Source organism: Vibrio sp. 2130-1 (assembly GCF_033339515.1).
The window spans coordinates 1-851 of sequence record NZ_JAWOUT010000147.1 but is presented as its reverse complement, the minus strand read 5'-3'; the positions used below and the strand labels follow the sequence as shown (position 1 = coordinate 851).

Genomic DNA, 851 nt, shown 5'->3' with positions numbered 1-851 from the left:
TTCGTAACCTTTGCCAACCGCAGCCAAGACGACATCAATATCGTTGCCGCAGAAACGCCAGCAGCGGGCAAAGTCGAATTGCACGATGTCATTAAAGACGGCGATGTGATGAAAATGCGCCAAATCGACCGCATCACGCTAGGCGCAAAAGAGACCACCGAGCTAAAACCAGGCAGCTTACACATCATGCTGTTTGATTTGAAAACGCCGCTCAATGAAGGGGATGAAATCGAAGTAACCGTGACTTACGATAACGGTCAAAAGCAGAGCTTTAACGCGCCAGTGAAAAAAGTGATGGCAGGGATGAAACATACAGCCCACTAAAATCGAATTAGGCTCCTCATTAGGAGCCTTTGTTTTATTCGCTCTCTCGCAGCGCAATGGCGATTTTATTTAAAAATGTAAATCTGTGCTTTATGCCCCATACAACACACCTCCCTCTTCGCTATAACTCTGTTTCCTTGTTTCCGCATCTAACCCTGTTACCGAGATAACTCTTTATGTTTCAAGCTCTCAAACGCGTTTTCAGTTTTTTGACTCAAACCAATCCAAATGTCGAGCAAGACGTGGACACCATTATTGCCGCAATTGGTGGCCTCGATAACGTGGTGGAAACCGGGGCGTGTGCAACGCGGCTAAGACTCACGCTGCGCTCTACTGCTGTCGTAGATAAAGAGGCTTTAAAGAAACATGGCGCTCATGGCGTTGTTGTGTTGGATGAACGTCATATCCAAATCATATACGGTTTGAAAGCCAACACGTATTCGCAGATCATGGAAGAACGAATAACAAGCTAGGCGCTCGTAGCAACTCTCCTAGCAAACTAAGCGGTGATTTTGCTACCCACAAAT

2 protein-coding genes are annotated in these 851 nt (G+C 46.3%); both read left to right on the top strand.

Annotated features, from left to right (window positions below; genetic code table 11):
* Positions 1-324 (top strand): copper chaperone PCu(A)C (locus R7Q09_RS24805; protein ID WP_318143777.1); only part of this gene is annotated, 324 nt, incomplete at its 5' end.
* Positions 325-500: 176 nt separating this feature from the next.
* Positions 501-797, top strand: a complete 297-nt coding sequence (locus R7Q09_RS24800) for a glucose PTS transporter subunit EIIB (protein WP_025510665.1) — start codon at positions 501-503, stop codon at positions 795-797.
* Positions 798-851 lie beyond the last annotated feature (54 nt).

Bases quoted from the DNA above. Each gene is read 5' to 3' on its own strand.
- R7Q09_RS24800 (WP_025510665.1), top strand. From the start codon at position 501: ATGTTTCAAGCTCTCAAACGCGTTTTCAGTTTTTTGACTCAAACCAAT.